At 36.0% G+C, this 17,632-nt stretch carries 10 protein-coding genes and 1 tRNA gene; 9 read left to right on the top strand and 2 right to left on the bottom strand.

The window, feature by feature from the left end:
- Window positions 1-75: 75 nt before the first annotated feature.
- The 6 genes from ACFO7M_RS05430 to ACFO7M_RS05405 all read left to right on the top strand — a co-directional run bounded on the left by ACFO7M_RS05430 (window position 76) and on the right by ACFO7M_RS05405 (window position 13,646).
- Window positions 76-3,411, top strand: a complete 3,336-nt coding sequence (locus tag ACFO7M_RS05430; protein ID WP_379734451.1) for a hypothetical protein — start codon at window positions 76-78, stop codon at window positions 3,409-3,411.
- Window positions 3,411-9,137 carry a DUF6443 domain-containing protein gene (locus ACFO7M_RS05425; RefSeq protein ID WP_379734449.1) on the top strand — a complete coding sequence of 1,909 codons (5,727 nt, stop codon included), beginning with the start codon at window positions 3,411-3,413 and terminating at the stop codon, window positions 9,135-9,137. Before ACFO7M_RS05430 ends, ACFO7M_RS05425 begins: the two co-directional genes overlap by 1 nt.
- Window positions 9,138-9,222: 85 nt before the next feature.
- Window positions 9,223-9,480 (top strand): hypothetical protein, encoded by a 258-nt coding sequence (locus tag ACFO7M_RS05420; protein ID WP_379734447.1) that lies wholly within the window; start codon window positions 9,223-9,225, stop codon window positions 9,478-9,480.
- A 492-nt stretch (window positions 9,481-9,972) separates the two neighbouring features.
- The gene (locus tag ACFO7M_RS05415) at window positions 9,973-10,518 is read left to right on the top strand and encodes a helix-turn-helix domain-containing protein (protein WP_379734445.1); all 546 of its coding nucleotides are present in this window, start codon (window positions 9,973-9,975) and stop codon (window positions 10,516-10,518) included.
- A 623-nt stretch (window positions 10,519-11,141) separates the two neighbouring features.
- Complete coding sequence (locus tag ACFO7M_RS05410; protein ID WP_379734443.1) at window positions 11,142-12,926, top strand: S41 family peptidase; 1,785 nt, start codon at window positions 11,142-11,144, stop codon at window positions 12,924-12,926.
- Window positions 12,927-13,097: 171 nt separating this feature from the next.
- The gene (locus tag ACFO7M_RS05405) at window positions 13,098-13,646 is read left to right on the top strand and encodes a hypothetical protein (RefSeq protein ID WP_379734441.1); all 549 of its coding nucleotides are present in this window, start codon (window positions 13,098-13,100) and stop codon (window positions 13,644-13,646) included.
- Between the two features lie 118 nt (window positions 13,647-13,764).
- Here the strand turns inward: ACFO7M_RS05405 and ACFO7M_RS05400 are convergent.
- Window positions 13,765-13,838: transfer RNA gene (locus tag ACFO7M_RS05400), tRNA-Ile, on the bottom strand.
- 103 nt (window positions 13,839-13,941) lie between these two features.
- On the bottom strand, window positions 13,942-14,343 hold the full coding sequence (gene mce, locus ACFO7M_RS05395; RefSeq protein WP_379734439.1) for a methylmalonyl-CoA epimerase: 402 nt from the start codon (window positions 14,341-14,343) through the stop codon (window positions 13,942-13,944).
- Window positions 14,344-14,426: 83 nt separating this feature from the next.
- On the opposite strand from mce, the gene rbfA reads away from it, so the two are divergent.
- The 3 genes from rbfA (at window position 14,427) to ACFO7M_RS05380 (ending at window position 17,607) form a co-directional block, all read left to right on the top strand.
- Window positions 14,427-14,819 carry a 30S ribosome-binding factor RbfA gene (rbfA, locus tag ACFO7M_RS05390; RefSeq protein WP_379717314.1) on the top strand — a complete coding sequence of 131 codons (393 nt, stop codon included), beginning with the start codon at window positions 14,427-14,429 and terminating at the stop codon, window positions 14,817-14,819.
- Between the two features lies 1 nt (window position 14,820).
- Window positions 14,821-16,020 (top strand): ABC transporter permease, encoded by a 1,200-nt coding sequence (locus ACFO7M_RS05385; protein WP_379734437.1) that lies wholly within the window; start codon window positions 14,821-14,823, stop codon window positions 16,018-16,020.
- A 162-nt stretch (window positions 16,021-16,182) separates the two neighbouring features.
- Window positions 16,183-17,607, top strand: a complete 1,425-nt coding sequence (locus ACFO7M_RS05380; RefSeq protein WP_379734436.1) for an MATE family efflux transporter — start codon at window positions 16,183-16,185, stop codon at window positions 17,605-17,607.
- Window positions 17,608-17,632: the final 25 nt, after the last annotated feature.

The following is a 17,632-nucleotide window of genomic DNA, read 5'->3' as shown; positions in this document are numbered from 1 at the left end:
AATTTTGCACTCAATTTTAAAACTTTATCAAATGACTTAAGTCATTTCTTTTAATCCCCTTACATTAATAAAAAAATGAATTTAAAAACTTTGATGTATGTTTTTTCTTCAAGAAAAAACATACTTTTAGGTATGTTGTCAATATGTGGCAGTAGCTCTTTTTTTGCTCAAACTTCACTACAAAACTCGGTAATTCCGAATTCGCCCTCTACATCAAAACTCGAAAAAATTCTAAATACGGAAATCAATGAATTCAACGGAACAATTGATCTAAAAATACCTATATATGATGTCGTATATGATGGCGTTAAAATACCAATATACCTCCAATATGATTCCTCGGGAGTCAAAGTTGAGGAAATAGCAAATCCTACCGGACAATCTTGGTCTTTAGTTGCTGGAGGGATGATATCAAGAAATCAAATAGGAACACCGGATGATATGAAATACAATGTCGGTTATATCCCTACGATAATAACAACATACAATCCACTTTACGGCGCTATGCCCGGACAACCTCAATATATAGAAACAGTTTGTATGGCTGCAAAAACGTATACAGATGTCGGCTGGATATATTCTAAACCAAAAATTGAAACAGTACTAAACTGGCACGAAAATGGTGGTACATTAAGTTCAGAACTTCGCTTATTCAACGAAGGTATGGGTAATGGAACAAATGATTTTGCACCAGATTATTTCAATATTTTTCTTCCCAATAAAAAAGGAGAAAGTTTCTTTTTGAGCGGTATTAATCAAAAAGTTAGCTTCATCGAGAACAATACTACAACGAAAGTCAACTGGCTTATTGAAGATACTTATAATGGAATTAAAAATTTTCTGGTTACTGATGGTAACGGAATAAGATACAGTTTTAAAGATATTGAGTATTTAAGATTTCAAAGAGACAATGCTGCTTCCGGTTCAACAAGCGGTATAGCAACCAAAGCTTATACCACTCCAATTGGCAATAACACATTTTTACCGGCAGGTTATAGTTTTACTGACGCTTATGCTGCTGCTGCTTGTACTGCCACAATGACCCAGGAAACATTCTCAATCATGAATCGTTTATGGCCAAAAGCATGGCATTTGAGCGAAATAGAAACTTTAGGTAAAAGCAAAATCCTTTTTACATATGAAAATGATTCACAATTCCAATTATCCAACACCAGCATTAATAGAGGACTATATGGTGGTACTACGGGAGGTCTCGTTTCGAATAACAAACTTGAAAAAATTATTCTACCCAAATTAACAAAAATAACCTGGGCCGAGGGACGTGTGGAGTTTATTTATAATAATTTAAGAGAGGATACTTATTCCAAACCAGACCAAAATATAATCTCTACTACAAAATCATTGGATAAAATAAAAGTTTATGATAAAAACAATCAATTGATTAAGGAAATCGACTTGTCATATCTATATAATATTGCCGAAGGATACAACAACAATTTACCAACACATGAACATTCGCTATATAAAAGATTATATCTTAACAAGGTATCAATAAAAAAACCAAACTCTAATTTAGTAAATTCTGAATATAAATTTCAATATAACAACAGCTTACTACCTTATAAATTCTCATTTGAACAAGACTATTGGGGTTATTTCAACAACAACAACGCCACTTCATTCTTGCCTAATTTATGGTGGTATGAAAGTGAACAAAGAGATTATATTGACAAAGGAGTTTTTTCATTATACCCAAGACCGGTATTTAACGGACAGGAAAAAAGACTGGCTGATTATATAGGCCCGGCTGCTGACCGGAGACCTAATAAAGATTATAGCAAAGCTGGTATACTTGAAAAGGTAACATATCCTACCGGAGGTGAATTGCTACTGGAATATGAACAAAATAAGTTTCTTTACAGAGGAACAACTGTAGATGGCCCGGGGATCAGAATCATGAAAACAACATTAAAAAAAGAAAGCAATGATCAAATTCCACTTATCACAAACTACAAATACGAAGAAAATGGAGTAACTACCGGAAGAGTACGCGAGCTTCCTGCTTTCACGGGTTTAGGCAGATATGGTTCAGCATCCAGCATGTCTAAACTTTATTACGTTTCATCTTCACCAATAAACTCATTCAACGCTACATACAATAATAATTTCGGATATGAGAAAGTAGAAAAACAATTCCTGAATGGTGTCTATGGAAAAGAAATAACCGAATTCAGCTTTCCAGTAAAACTATCAGACACCCAATTGGTTAGTAACGGAAATAGCATATTTTTGAGCTCTTTAAATGGAATGAAAGCAACTTGTACTTTTGTTTCAAGTGCTTATCCTGATCCGGGCTATACCACTAACTTACACGATTATTATCCATACCCGAATGAAACACAACTTGGCTTTGCTTTTGGGAAAATACTAAAACAATCCATTTTCGATTCTAATGGAATGAAGAAATATGAAAAAATCAATGACTATACTTTCGGCAACAACAACGTTATTACAAAAGCCTACTATGTCCAACCTGGTGAAGGTTATACTACATTACGCTATTTAAGCAGTAGTTATATCCTAAAAAAAACCGAAGAATTCTTTACTGAAAACAACAACACACTTAATCTAAAGGAAGAATTCAGTTATGACAATAACGGACTTTTATTACAGCAAAAGAAAACAGACAGTAAAGGGGATGTGTATCAAACAAATTATGATTACCCTAACTCCCCTATGTTCCAGTTAAACCAACCTATAGTAGATCTTAAATCTTTAAACATATTGAATAATCCTATTATAACTTCTAATTTCAGAAATAACTGGTTATTGTCCAAAACCTATAACGAATATGAAAGCCTCAACAATAGTCAACTTGGTATCGATAATCCGATAACTCTTAAAAAAGTGTACCAACTGGAAATTAACAAACCTATCAATGATTTCCAGAATTTTAACTGGACCAATGCTCAACTTCCCGATTTTAATACAATGGACTCAAGAATGAAACTAAAAAAACACGTTCATAAAAATGATATTAATACTGGAAAAATACTTGAATTTTCAGAAAAAGGGGGGAATCATATCTGCTATATCTGGGGATACAACAAATCAAAGGTCATAGCCGAAATAGAGAATATAGAGTTTACATCTATTCCACAGACAACCATTACAAACCTTCAGGCATTATCAGATGCCGATAATGACAATTGCAGGAATAACAACTGTAAAGAACAATTACTCAGAAAAGCCTTAAGTGATTTAAGGGCTTCAATGCCAAACGCAATGGTAAAAACCTACACTTATGATCCTTTAGTTGGAGTAACAAGTATGACTGACGCCAGAAACAATACTACCTTTTATGTTTATGATGACTTTCAGAGATTAAAAGAAGTAAGGGACAACAATGGTAACATACTTTCAGAAAACGAATATTATTACAAAAAATAATGCATACAAAATTGAAAAATAAGTTTATATATACAGCCTTTTTAATCCTCAACTGTTATATAGGTTTTGGACAGGAAACTAGTAAAATTGATCCTACCGCACGCATTGTAGATCCTGGTGACGGTGACTGTGTAACGAAATACATCGATGATGATATGGACGGTTGGGGGTCAGCAGAAAGAGCATGTGTGCCAATTGATGCAATACTCGGATATTCAACTAAGACAGGAGATTGTGATGATTTTGATCCAAATATCAACATCCCTAAATATTGGTATTTGGATGATGATCAGGATGGCTACGGGGGTAATGTTAGAACCTCTATCAAAACTTGTTTACCTCCACCAAACCATGTAGCAACTAGTCTAGACTGTAATGATCTTGATAATACTATAGGAGGCCCAATATTCTGGTACTTAGACATAGACAATGATGGCTTTGGTAGTATTCCAACACAAACTAAACTATGTACACCGCCTGTCGGAAATTATGTAAAGTTAAATGGAGACTGTAATGATGATGAACCTTCAATTAATCCAAACACTCTTTGGTATGCTGATACAGATAACGATGGTTACGGGGATCCCGCATCAACACCAATAAAACAATGCAATCGGCCTATCGGATATACCAATAACAATCTAGACGCATGCCCTTCAGAATGCGCCCCACAGACAAAAAACGGCTGTTTTAGCTTCAGCAATGAGAATTACATCTATACTCGTACGTTTAACAAGCCGGTAAGCGACACATCTCTTCCTCTTGCTAAAAATGACTTTGTAGGTTCCATCACTTATTTTGACGGATTAGGTCGTGAAAAACAAAGTATTGCAATTGGTCAAGGTGGTGAAAATAAATCAACTGACAATTTAATCAGCTGGGAAAATTCCTGGGTAATTGGCAACAGTACAATACCTACATTCAATGTAAATGGTACTGTAAATGAAAACAGAAGGATAAATGGAATAAATCCGTTTGATGAAACCGCCATAATATGGGAGTGTGGAAGTGATAATGGCCCAAATACTGATCCAGACGGAGGATGGAATACTTCGAATATTACTATCGATAAAAATGTACCTTATAGATATTCAGTTTGGGTAAAAAGAACAGGAAGCAATGACGGTTTAAGCCATCATGGCACAAGCAATGTATTGAATTTAGATGGTAGTACAAATACAAATCCTTATTTCTGGTATGGTGATTTGCCTCAATTGGATACTTGGTATTTAATGGTCGGTTACATCCATCCTGCTTCATATACCGGTGGCTATTCAGGCATCAGCGGGGTATACGACACAAAAGGAAATAAAGTGATTGATGGTACGGATTTCAAATGGAACACAACTTCATCTGTAACATACTTCAGAAGTTATTTCTATTATGCAACGGATTTAAATACAAAGCAATATTTCTATAATCCTATTGTCCAAAAAATAAATGCAAATTCTCCACCTCTAGCTGTAATAGCATCCGATTTTAATCCTGGTGATATCGTTACACATGCAGAATACGACAGATTGGGAAGACAGGCTCGTGTATACTTACCGTATAATATCAATAAAGTTCTTAACGGAAAAATATATATTGACCCCCTAACTGATCTAAATAGTTTTTACAATACTTCAAAGTATGAAAACACTCTAAACCCTTATAGTGAAAAACTATATGATGATTCACCGCTAAACCGCGTACTTGAACAAGGTCAGCCAGGTGACGCGTGGAAAACAGTCCAAGGTAGTGATTTAGATAATACCGTTAAATTTTTAAGTCAATTCAACACTGATGCTGATAAAATAAAAATATATAATGTCACTACTGCAAGTATTCCACAAGATGGCGGATACTATACAGCAAATTCACTATACAAAAACATCATAAAAAATGAGAACTGGAAACCTACACAAACTCATTTGGACGATAATACAACTATTGAATTTAAAGACAAACTAGATAGGCTGATTTTAAAAAGAACCCATGAAAAAGGAAAATGGCATGATACCTATTATGTATATGACGATATAGGCAATCTGTCGTATGTTTTGCCTCCATTAGTTAATACTTACCCAACAGAACAACAGATATGGCCGGATCAATATTATGAAGACTACAATATAACTTCACCATTTACTCCAGGCTATACCAATAATTCAGGGAATGAAGTCGCTGTAACTTTATACAATAACAGGTTATCCGGTTATTTTGATAATTACGGTGACGGGCCAAATGTGCCTTTAAATAGTACCACACCGGCTATAGACCTCAATTTCAACCCACCACTACCTGATATGCAGTTGGGAACTGTTTATACTAACGGAATACAAACTCCTTCAGGTTATACTGCGTACATTAAAAACGGCGATATTTATTTTACCGGAAGCAGTGCTACAATTAATAGTGGTGTCTATTTCCATTTTGATATTGATCTAGGTACTTTGTCAACTAATTTAGGTATAACAATTAGCCAACAAACAATTGATGAACTAGCATATCAGTACAAATATGACGAAAGACAGCGTATCGTTGAAAAAAAACTTCCAGGTAAAGGATGGGAATATTTTATTTACGACTCACTTGACAGACCCATACTTGTTCAAGATGCCGAACTGAGAACCAAAAATAAATGGTTGTTTACAAAATACGATACTTTTAACAGGATTGCTTACACCGGCATTTGGACTAACCCAGTTTCAGGACAAAACAGATTGGCGGTTCTAAATTTGATTAATACACAATCAAATCCTGTCTGGAATGAAACTAAACAGCCAGTGGCACAAAATATTGGAACACAAAATACAGCGGTAGCTGTCCAATACTCAAACAATGTTTTCCCTAAAACAAATGACGAATTAGAAGTATTGGCAATAAACTATTATGACGATTATAACTTTGATCTTTCCGGCATGAATCCCGAAGACTCCTTCGGATTATTACCTTCCGACAATGTCAGGACACTAACAACAGGTACAAAGATACGTACACAAGGCACTAATCTATGGACGACTAAAGTTACCTATTATAACCAAAAGGCCCAGCCTATTTTCACGGCATCGAACAATACTTATTTAAGTGCAATTGATAAATTGAAGAGCAAACTGGATTTTACCGGAAAAATATTAGAAACAGAAACAGTCCACACAAAAGGATCGAACTCAATTTTAATCAGAGACTTTTTTAGCTATGATCATACTGGACGTATGCTAAAACATACGCAGCAAATCAACAACCAACCAGAACAGCTAATAGTGAAAAACACCTATGATCAATTAGGTAAACTAGTTTCCAAAAATATCGGAGGAAAGACCCCTACTGTTGGTGAAAAGGGATTACAGAAAGTGGATTTTGATTACAACATCCGAGGCTGGATGAAAAATATCAATGATATAACAAACATGGGTAACGACTTATTTTCGTTAAATTTGAATTACCAAGAGCAAACCGCACCTAACAATTATGTAGGGGCACCAGGACAGCCATTGTACAACGGAAATATCAGTTCAACTAGTTGGAAAACCAATAACGAATCTTCCTCTTTAAAGTCTTACTACCATAGTTATGACAATCTGAACCGTTTAACAAATAGTGTTTCTCTAGATCGCAGTCTTCTGAATAATGCCTATATTGAGGTCTTAAACACATACAATGAAAATGTAGGCAAGTACGACAGGAATGGTAACATCCTCACTATGAGCAGATTTTCCCACAATCCTTCCAATCCTTTATATGGAAAAGGGATCGATTATCTGAATTACACCTATAAAGGAAACAAGCTTATGGGTGTAAACGATGCTTACGGATTGTCACCTGACGGATCCGAAGGCTTCAAAGACGGCAATACCGTAGGTGATGATTTCTCTTATGATTTCAACGGAAACATAATTGTAGACAATAACAAGAAAATAACCAATATCACTTATAATCATTTGAACTTACCAGTTAAAATTGTTTTTGATAATGCAGATACCAACAGTGCTAACCCAAAAGTAATCGAATTTACTTATGATGCATCTGGAATCAAACTTGCAAAAACAGTTTGGGAACCCAAAACTATCAACGGAGTTGTACAAAATACCCTAATACAAACCCAATACGCCGGAAATTTCATTTATGAAAAAAACAGTACCGGAGCAACACCCGTTTTACAGTTTTTCTCACATCCGGAAGGTTATGTGACTTATAATGCCGGGAATTATAAATACGTTTTCCAATACAAAGATCATTTAGGAAACGTTCGATTATCCTATGCGGACAATGATGATAATGGTTCAATTACCGGAGCCACAACAGAAATCTTTTTTGATGATTTTGAATCAGCCAGCGGTTGGGACAACACTGGGTTCTCATGGGGATCACCAATCAGCGGATACGATAGTACAAAAAAACGTTCTGGAAACCTCTCCGGTAAAGTTGAAAACTTAGTTGCCGGTGTAAAAGCCGTACACAATAACAACTGGATAGCAATCAATAACACACAGCCTACTGATTATATTTTCTCCGGATGGATTTACAGTAACGGCCCTATCGCGCAAATGTTTTTATTTGAAAACACGGCTACTGAAACAAATTATTATACTAATGTAGAATACATAAGAAGTAATGAAAAAAACCGTTGGGTATATGTAGAAAAAAGAGTAACGGTTCCTGCCAATATTACCAAATTGAATTTACGTATTGACAACACTAATGGAAATGGTGCCGTTTGGTTTGACAACGTTAGTATTCGCAGGGTGAACGCTACAAATGAAATTGTGGAAGAAAACAATTATTATCCGTTCGGAATGAAACATAAAGGATACAATAACATTATATCAGGTAATGGAAATCCTTTGGCTAACAAGTACAAATACAACGGTAAGGAATTCCAGGATGAATTAGGGCTTAATTTCTATGACCACGGAGCAAGAAACTATGATCCAGCAATCGGACGCTGGCTGAATATTGATGCATTAGCAGAAAAAATGACGCAATGGTCACCCTATAATTTTTGCTTCGATAATCCAATTAAATTTGTTGATCCCGATGGAAATGCACCTTTCGATGAATGGAGACAATTAAAAGACGGAAGTTTTGAATGGCTAAGCGATTTAGGCCGAAAAGATGGAATCGATTTTATTCATTATACTCAAGGTGAACACAAAGGACAAACATTGATAACTGATAATGAAGGGAATGAACAATGGACTAGTTCTGGAAGTGATGTTTTAAATGGCTTTGAGCGCAGAAGTAATTCGATAGGTTTTATGGATGTCTTTAATGAATTCAAAAAAGGATATGGCCCAAAAAGGAGTTTATTCAATTCAAATCATCCAATGACTGTAGACATGAAAGATTCTTACGCAGCCTTTCTGGGGAGAAATTTATACATGACAAATGGTGGAAAAAAAGGGTATGTCGGTTATAATTTTGGTATTTCAGGCATTTTTAAATCAAAATTTGACATGACTGAACAAATGGTTGGCTCTTGCGGAGTCAGTATCTACCCAATCGGCGGTAAAGTGGTCTTTATGCTTACCGATACAAAAACACCAACATCATTATTTTACCATCTACCCGGACTATCCTCTAGATATAACAGAGACTCTAATCCAACAGGTATATTGATGCCGTACGCTGAAACAAAACAAACCTATATTTGGGTTGAGAGTGTAAATACTTTAAAAACAATGTATAAAAAAGAATCTAATGATATTCAAAGTCGTCAGAACGCTATGTCTACTGGTTTGTAGTTCAACTTTAGTTGTCTCATGCAATATGGGCAATATAGAAGGAATTTATATAAATAATTCCCCACTTAACATAGACACATTGGTATTGAAAAAAAACACTTACCATCATCGTGTTTATAACAAACGTAATTCGCTTATTTATAAAGGTTCCGGTAGTTGGAAAAGTGCAGACGGCTTTATCCTTCTGGAAAATTTCTTGATAAATGATAATAATGTTAGTGAGGAATTCAACTATGATGAAACTGATTTAATGGGAGCTTCCTTTCCTGTAAGTTCCGGAATTGGCAATACCGAATTCATTATAAATCCGGATACCGGAGTTAAATATATTAAAGTTAAATAGTAATTATGATTCATCTCAACTTACTTTTATTGACCAGAATCAAACAATCCTTAAATTTTCAATAAATTAAAACCCCATATTCTCATATGGGGTTTTTTAATCCTCATTTGTTAGTTTACTAAATCACTTCAAGAACGTGAAATACGTTGCAACCCGATATTTGGTGGTGGAACTGAGGCTATGAAGGCTTCACATCCTCTCAGCCATAAGTGTAACAAAATAAAGAATGAACACCTATTGTGTTAACCTTATTACTCAAAACTTAGACACTTTGTGGAGTTTATACTGTTTGAATTTTTTAAAGACGCTTCTGCAAAGAAGGTAAGAAAAATGTATATTTTTTCCTATCACTTTATGCTTGTGGCAAAAAAATAATTTTGAAAAAAGTTGCCACACTTTCTGTGGCAACTTTTTCGGTTTTTAAAATTTTGCCACGCTAAAAGTTGTGGCAGAATTTTTGCTCTTGAATTTTTTGCCACAACTTTTTATGTTATGAAAGCAAAAGACACCTTCAAAAAATTATTGGGATTATCTCAGAAAGAAATGGCCATGATATTGGGTATCACACGTACACAATGGTCTATGCATGAAATAGGGAAGAGAAAACTACCTTCTGCCGCCGCAGTGGAATTTTCCAAACTACTGCATTACATACAGGAAAATCATTCAAAGAAAATGGAAATGCCCGATTTTATGAAAGAGGAAGAGAAACGTGTGTACGGTCAGCTAAAAAAAGACATACAAAAGAATGAATATAAACTGAGTCGGCTTACTAAAAAAATGGAACGGGCACAGGATCTTTATGAAGAAGCTTTGGCAGCATTACAGGTTGTTGCCTATCTTGATAGCCAACCTGAAAATGAGAACACTATCACTATTAAAAATGTAATACAGCAAAAAAACAAAATCAGTCTGATGAGACAAAAAGAAATCTTACGAAAGCACAGCCACGATATTGAAGTATTGCAATTACAAAACGCACTCCTTAAAAAGGAAATGAAAACATATTTTAAGGCATTCACACGTAATTCAACGTAATTTATTTTTGTATAATTTTTACTATTCTTTCTGCTATTAATTGCTATTTTCGGGTTTATTTCTAGACTCCCATTTGCTTTTACACCAAAAGAATAGCTTCAATACTGTTTTCCGAATGAACACTTTGAGTTTAGGCTATAGATTAGTAAGGTTAGAATAGTAACAACAAACCGTAGACTAATTGCGTTTGATAAGCAGAGAACACGATTAAAAAAGAGCACTATAATTCAAATCTTGTAAATGAAGAATTTCCTAACCACTATAGTATTATTTATTAGTTTTTTGCTTTCGGGCAAACCCCATTTCAAACCCAAAAACTGGAAGACTTTGCTAAACTTTACGGGGTTGTACGCTACTTCCACCCAAGTGACGAAGCGGCTAAAACCGATTGGAAAGCATTTGCTACCTATGCTGTTAAGGAAATTGACAAAGCGAAGACTCAACAAGAATTTGAACAAAAATTACAAGAACTTTTTTTACCACTGGCCCCATCAATTTCATTTAATGGTAGCTACTACCAATGGCCTGAAAATGCCAAATATCCCGTTTTTTGGGAACACCGAGGCTTAGGAATCGACAGTAACAAAAAAAGCTATTATAGCGAACGTTACAATAAAACTTTTTTGGACAGAGGATTCAAATCTGTTGGAATCAATCTAACAGAAAGTACCTTAATTGGCAAAAAAATCAAGTTAACCTATGAGGCACAAACTAATGAAGGAAAGGCCTATTGCTTTTTAAAAATTTTAGACAAGAATAAAAAGTCTATTAATTTCGCAACACACCAGACCAATCCTGTAGTTTCTGAAACTTGGTCTCCAAAGGAATTACTTTTGGAACCAAACTCTAATATGAATCAAATTACCATAGGACTTATAGCAAAAGACGGAAATTGTGATTTTAGAAATTTCAAATTATACTATGAGGAGACTGACCTTACTTGGAAAGAAATCCAACTTCCTGCATTTGATACTAAAAAATGGTACCCAATCAATGATGCCACATTTACTTTCAACAATGAAAAAATTACGGTAATCAATGAGACTAATAAGTCTAGCCAATTAAAAAACACCGATGTAAAAATTACCTGGGATAAGTTTTCTGTTGTAAAACTATCCAACAACCTGAATGTAATAGTCCCGATTGTAATATTTGCCAACGAAGAAGGGACACTTCCAAAAAGTGAAATACAAAAATTCAATGCATTAAAGCAAGAGATTCATTCCAATTTGACAACTGCATTCAATACTAATATTTCATTAGCCAATATTGTCATCACCTGGAATATTTTCAAACACTTTTTCCCTTACCAAAAGGAAGTAAAAGTGGAATGGGACACAATTTTAAACGAAGGATTAAAAGACGCTTTTAATGACATTTCAATAACAGAACACAAACTAACATTGGAGAAATTCACCGAGAACTTTGACGATGCCCACATTGGAATTTACCATTCAAAATTAAAAGAAGACCGTAATCATGCGGTACCGGCAACCTTTCGATGGGTTGGTGACCAACTGATAGTAAAAGCTATTTTAAAAGGACACGAAAGTCAACTAAAAAAAGGAGACATCATTACCGAAATCAACAATGTACCAACCAGCGTGGCCTACGACAGTATTTCACAATACATATCGGGTTCTAAACAATTGAAAAGATGGCGATCACTAAAAAAGATCTCTACTGGAAAAGAAAATTCTTCACTCCAATTAAAAACAAAAAACGGAACGATTGCTAGTTTAAAAAGAGTGATCAAATATGACACCTATAAAGACTTTTTTGAGAGAGAAGAAGCCCCAAAATTCAAGAAAATTGACAATGCCATTTTTTATATCAATCTGGAAAAGTTAAACGCATCAATTATAGACTCAATCGTCCCAACAATTAATGAACATAAAGGTTTGATTATTGATTTGCGTGGTTACCCTTATAATGACATAGAACATAGAATCTTAAGCTATACAAATGTAGTAGATAGTACAAAATGGTTGTGCCGTGAAAAAATTCTTACCCCCAACTATTCTACAACCGAGGAATATTGTGCAGGACATCGACTCAATCATTATAAAGCAAACCTACAACTCACTACTAAAAATGTGCTACTAGTAGACGAGAGAACGGTTAGTAATGCCGAAATGCTAGCACAGGTTATCAAACATTACAAAATTGCCACCATTGTTGGACGACCAACGGCAGGTGCAAATGGAAATATAAATCCAATTGGTTTGCTTAATGGGTTTCAGGTGATTTTTACCGGTATGAAAGTTACCAATCCGGATGGAAGCCAATTCCACTCCATTGGTGTAATCCCTGATATTATAGTAGAAGAGACAGTTGAAGACATCACGCGAGGAAAAGATACTTTATTGGAAAAAGCAATTGAAATACTCCATAAAGAAATACAATAACGTCTTAAAATCTTTTATTGGCAACATTATTATTTTACCTGAATACTACCAATCAGGTAGAATTTCTATTTTAGAATACCCTCTTTTTTAAAATAAAGGAAAGTCACAATGATTAAACAATAAACAGACCTATAAAATTGCACTATATGATACAATAGTTATATTTACGATATGGCAAAAAAACATCTCCTTTTATTTCTGTTTCCTCTATTGTTAACTAGCTGCTGTTATAAAGACATTAAGTCGGCATACGGATTACCTCGTAAAAAAATAGCTCGTCTGAGTGACCATTTTTCGCATGAAAAAATAGATACTCTAGCATTATATAAGCTTCAAATTAATTATGCTTATAATAGAATGAGTAAAGAATATATTTATTTTGAAAAAGACAATAACAACAGCTATCCTTATACGAGTTACTTAAAATTTTATAAAAATGGTAAACTAGGTCTTTTCATAGTTCCAAAAACAGATACTTTACGTTTGGAGAGGTCTTTTTTTGATCCACAAAAAGCAAAAATGGGTTACTTTGAAATACAAGGACAAAGTATTAAAACTAAAATCTCCACTATTGGCGATTGTTCCTTGTATATAAGTAATCAAACAGGAGAAATAAAGGGCGATAGTATAAAATTAGAAGGCAAGAATAACCATGGCAATGTTTATGTTAAAGTAAATGTACCCAAAACTATTGTAGAAAATTGGAAGCCAGATTGGTAATACTTAACCAACAATTCCTTGAAACAAAAAAACATAACGAAATCACAATTCATCCTTTTTGAATTTCCGACAATAAAAAAAGCCTCTCAATTGCTTGAAAGGCTTTATTTTTTACCAGTGGTCCCACCTGGGCTCGAACCAGGGACCACCTGATTATGAGTCAGGTGCTCTAACCAACTGAGCTATAGGACCGGTTGGCGCACAGTACGTTAGCCGTTGCTGTGTTCCCTCAGTAAAGCCGTAGCTTTATTTGAGGTTGCAATATTACTGCATTTTTTTATCTTCTGCAAACGTATTATGCAATTTCTTGACATAATTCTATGAGCACACCGTTTGTTCCCTTCGGGTGTAGAAAAGCAACCAATTTGTTGTCAGCCCCTTTCTTCGGTGTTTCGTTCAAAACCGTAAACCCTTCGGCTTGCAATCGGGCTATCTCCGAAACGATGTCTTCCACATCAAACGCAATATGATGAATCCCCTCGCCTTTCTTTTCCAAAAACTTGGCAATGGGACTGTCCGGATTCGTAGCTTCCAACAACTCGATCTTGTTGGGACCGTTCTTAAAAAACGAAGTCTTTACTCCTTCGCTTGCTACTTCTTCTTCCTTGTAGGCCGGCGCTCCGAATAACTTTTCAAAAAGCAAATTGGATTCCTCCAAACTCTTTACGGCAATGCCGATATGTTCAATTTTTCTCATCTTGCAATAGTTTGGACAAATATAAAAACTTTGTAACCTATCTGCATTGCAACTATCCAACTAAAAAATTGTATTTTTGCACTATGGAAACAAATAGACAGAAAAAAATAGGCAGCGTTTTACAAAAAGATTTAGTGGATATTTTGCAGGGTGAAGTACGTAAAAACGGTATTTCCAATCTGGTTATTTCGGTTTCAAAAGTAAGTGTTACTACCGATTTGTCCATTGCCAAAGTATTCCTGAGTGTATTCCCGCAAGAGAAAGCACCGGAGATCTTGGAAGCTGTAAAATCCAACACGCCGTTAATCAAACACGATTTATCGCAACGTGTAAAACTACAATTGCGTAAAGTACCTAACTTGATGTTTTACATTGACGACAGTTTGGATTATATTGAAAAAATCGACAACGCCTTATCCGGTAAAGAGAACCCAATCGAAAATCCTGATTTGTTAGAACGTAGAAAGAAGTCCTAAATTGAATTTCTCCTTTTACATAGCCAAACGGTACCTGCGCACCTCCAGTAAAAACAACGCCATCAATATTATTTCAGCGATTGCGTCCTTTGGAGTTATTGTAAGCGCTATGGCACTGTTTGTCTTTCTTTCGGTATTCAGCGGTTTGAAAGATTTCAGTCTTTCGTTCACCAATAAGTTCGATCCGGATTTGAAGGTGATGCCCAAAACAGGCAAATCGTTTCTGATTACCGAAGCACAAAATACCAAGTTAAAGCAAATTGAAGGCATTCAATACTATTCCCGTTGTGTAGAAGAAAAAGTATTGTTTGTGTACCGTGGCAAAGAACAGGTAGCACTAATTAAGGGAGTGGACAACCAATACAACTTGGTGAACAACATTCAAGAATCAATGTTCCAAGGCAATTGGATCGCCCCTCAAACACCGCAGGTGGTCGTGGGTTTTGGTATTGGTCAAAAACTAACCATGGGACTGTATGACCTCAACAATACCTTTGAGATTTTTGTACCAAGACCTGGAAAAGGCGCTATTACCAATCCGGAAACCGCATTCAACAAATCGAATTTGATTCCGGTGGGCGTTTATGCTATAAATGACGAACTGGATTCTAAATATGTATTTGCCGACATCCAATTAACCCAGGAATTACTGGAGTACCAACCCAATCAAATTTCTGCCATTGAAATCAAAACAGAAGCCTCTGCCAATGAAGGAGCAGTAATCGATCAAATCCAATCGGTATTTGGTGATAGCGTTACCATCAAAAACAGAATGCAGCTGAATGATAGTCTGCACAAGATGCTCAACACCGAAAACACGGTAATATACCTCATTTTCACTTTGGTTATCATCATGACCTTGTTCACTTTAGCTGGCGCCATCATCATGATTATTCTGGACAAAAAAGAAAATCTAAAAACCTTATACAATTTAGGCAATACCATTCGTGACATTCGTCGTATTTTCTTACTGCAAGGAACATTGGTAACCGTTTTAGGAGGGCTATTAGGAATTGTATTGGGCGCAATAGTGGTATTCATTCAACAACATTTCAAACTGGTTATGATTACGGAAAGTCTGGCCTATCCTGTTCGATTCAACATGGAAAACTGTGCGGTTGTTTTCTTTACGATCGTTGTACTAGGTTTCTTAGCCTCTTACATTGCCAGTAGCAACGTGAACAAGAAATTATTCGACTAAGCCAACTCGGTTTCGGATTTTTCTATATCTTTGATCACAACAAAAAATAAAACTTATGATTGTATTTGTCTAGTCCTGCTATTATCGGGAGATAATTAGGGCGTTTTAATTTATTCTGGTAGTTTACCTACCGGCTCAGTATTCATTTTATCCTAATTAATCATGACAGAAACAACCAGTACTGCACTAAGTACACGCATTTTTTCCACTTTAAAAACAGCCATCAAAGGAGACGACACTTTTGACTTCACCAAGGGAAGCATCAAAAAAGGAGTCATTCTATTAGCCATTCCCATGGTATTGGAAATGATGATGGAATCTGTCTTCGCTTTGGTCGATTTGTACTTTGTGGGCCACTTGGAAAACAGCAGCTATGCCATTCAAACCGTGGGTCTCACCGAATCTGTACTCACCATCATCTACTCATTGGCCATCGGAATCAGTATGGCCGCTACCGCTGTAGTAGCCCGCCGCATTGGAGAGAAAAATCCTGAGGCAGCCGCCAAAGCGGGAATGCAATCCATCATCATCGCCTTTGCGATCAATACACTGATTAGTGTTTTAGGATTTATTTATGCCAAAGAAATCCTACTCATCATGGGCGCTTCGATTGAAGCTGCCAACTACGGCGTGAATTTCACCCGAATTATGATGGCAAGTAGTATCAGTATAATGCTTTTATTTCTGATCAATGGTATTTTTCGTGGCGCGGGTAACGCTGCCATTGCCATGCGCAGTTTATGGCTCGCCAATGGATGCAATATCCTTTTGTGTCCGATACTGATCAACGGATTGGGTCCAATTCCTGCGTTTGGACTGATTGGTGCTGCTATGGCCACTTCTATCGGAAGAAGTATTGGCGTGTTGTATCAATTTTATCATTTGTTTGGAGGAAGCGGCATGCTGAAAGTCCGCCTTTCGCATTTCATTCCTGATTTCGAACAAATTGGCGCTATCGTAAAAATAGCCGCTCCAGGCGTATTACAATTCGTGATTGCTTCTTGTAGTTGGATCTTCCTAGCTCAATTGGTAGCCACTACAGGCAATGATACGGGTTCGGCTGGTTATCAGACCGCCTTACGCATTATGATGTTCTTTATTCTTCCCGCTTGGGGATTGAGTAACGCAGCCGCCACCTTAGTTGGACAGAATCTGGGTGCACAGCAGGTAGAACGTGCAGTACAATCCGTATACACCACCGCCAAATACAATGTCATTTTCATGGGTACCATCATGGTTTTATGTTTGGTTTTAGGCGACACTATCATTTCATTTTTTACCAATAATGAAGCCGTACACAAAGTAGCCGTTTCTGCCTTACAGATTATGAGCTTGGGTTATATTTTTTACGGTATTGGGATGGTACTGATTAACACCTTCAATGGTGCCGGTGATACCTGGACACCCACTAAAGTCAATTTCGTAGGCTTTTGGTTGTTCCAAATTCCATTGGCGTATCTATTGGCCAAACACCTCAACATGGGACCTACTGGCGTATTCATGGCCGTTCCCATAGCAGAAACAGCAATTACATTGGCGAGTATCGTTCTTTACCGAAAAGGAAAATGGAAAACCATTCAAGTATAACTAAAAAGTCCCGACACAATCGGGA

Source organism: Flavobacterium sp. GCM10023249, from assembly GCF_042653365.1.
Lineage (GTDB): Bacteria > Bacteroidota > Bacteroidia > Flavobacteriales > Flavobacteriaceae > Flavobacterium.
This window is presented reverse-complemented; position numbering and strand designations above follow the sequence as displayed.

What these genes read in the sequence shown, in the direction of transcription:
- mce (WP_379734439.1), bottom strand. Translation starts at nt 14,343, where the DNA reads ATGAGAAAAATTGAACATATCGGCATTGCCGTAAAGAGTTTGGAGGAA.
- ACFO7M_RS05425 (WP_379734449.1), top strand. Translation starts at nt 3,411, where the DNA reads ATGCATACAAAATTGAAAAATAAGTTTATATATACAGCCTTTTTAATC.
- ACFO7M_RS05415 (WP_379734445.1), top strand. Translation starts at nt 9,973, where the DNA reads ATGAAAGCAAAAGACACCTTCAAAAAATTATTGGGATTATCTCAGAAA.
- ACFO7M_RS05430 (WP_379734451.1), top strand. Translation starts at nt 76, where the DNA reads ATGAATTTAAAAACTTTGATGTATGTTTTTTCTTCAAGAAAAAACATA.
- rbfA (WP_379717314.1), top strand. Translation starts at nt 14,427, where the DNA reads ATGGAAACAAATAGACAGAAAAAAATAGGCAGCGTTTTACAAAAAGAT.
- ACFO7M_RS05380 (WP_379734436.1), top strand. Translation starts at nt 16,183, where the DNA reads ATGACAGAAACAACCAGTACTGCACTAAGTACACGCATTTTTTCCACT.
- ACFO7M_RS05405 (WP_379734441.1), top strand. Translation starts at nt 13,098, where the DNA reads ATGGCAAAAAAACATCTCCTTTTATTTCTGTTTCCTCTATTGTTAACT.